The 906-nt window shown below is 62.6% G+C and carries 1 protein-coding gene; it reads left to right on the forward strand.

Annotation, left to right across the window (positions count from 1 at the left end; translation table 11 throughout):
- Window positions 1-64 precede the first annotated feature (64 nt).
- Window positions 65-889, forward strand: a complete 825-nt coding sequence (locus ACTOWL_RS37945; RefSeq protein WP_441326479.1) for an IS5 family transposase — start codon at window positions 65-67, stop codon at window positions 887-889.
- Window positions 890-906 lie beyond the last annotated feature (17 nt).

A 906-nucleotide genomic window follows, 5' to 3' on the forward strand; every position in this document is an offset into this window, starting at 1 on the left:
GAGACCGTTTGGAAATTGCGGATGGGGGCTTTCTCGGCGAGCGAGGATATGATTCAAGCTATGGATGTGGACGGAACAGAGCCGTGGCCGGATGGCCGAGATCGCAAAGAAGACCAAGCGCTATCCGTCTGATTTGACGGACGAGGAGTGGGAGCGGATGGCGCCGCTGATGCCCAAGCCAGGGCGGCGAGGCCGTCCACGGGAGGTCGAGTTCCGCGAGGTGATCAATGCGGTGCGCTACCTGGTTCGTTCAGGGTGCGGCTGGCGGATGCTGCCGATCCACTTTGGTCCATGGCAGACGGTCTACGGCTGGTTCCGCGAGCTGGCGCGGCGCTTTCTGTTCCAGACCATCCACGACGTGGCGCTGATGCTGGACCGAGAGCAAGCCGGACGCGAGGCCAGCCCTTCGGCGGGGGTGATCGACAGCCAGTCGGTCAAGGCACCGCACGCTGAAACAAGGGGTTACGACGCTGGCAAGAAGATCGTCGGCCGCAAGCGCCACATTGCCGTCGACACGGATGGCCGGCTCCTGATGGTCAATCTGACGCCTGCCGACATCTCCGACAGTGCCGGCGCCCAGGCGATCCTGGACGGCATCCGCAAGCGCTGGCCCTGGGTGAAGCACCTGTTCGCCGACGGCGCCTATGACCGGCTCAAACTCATGGAAAAGGCCTCTTATCTCGGCTTCGTGGTCGAGATCATCCGCCGATCCGATGACCAAAAGGGCTTTCACGTCCTGCCGCGCCGCTGGGTCGTGGAGCGGACGTTCGGCTGGATGACCAGATGGCGCCGCCTCGTCCGCGACTACGAAAAGCGCATCGACGTCTCGCACGCGATGATCCTCGTCGCCATGGGCGGAATTCTCATCCGACGAAACACTCATCCCTGATTTTCAAAACAGACTCT

Source organism: Inquilinus sp. CA228 (assembly GCF_052078665.1).
Lineage (GTDB): Bacteria > Pseudomonadota > Alphaproteobacteria > DSM-16000 > Inquilinaceae > Inquilinus.

Bases quoted from the DNA above. Each gene is read 5' to 3' on its own strand.
- ACTOWL_RS37945 (WP_441326479.1), top strand. From the start codon at position 65: ATGTGGACGGAACAGAGCCGTGGCCGGATGGCCGAGATCGCAAAGAAG.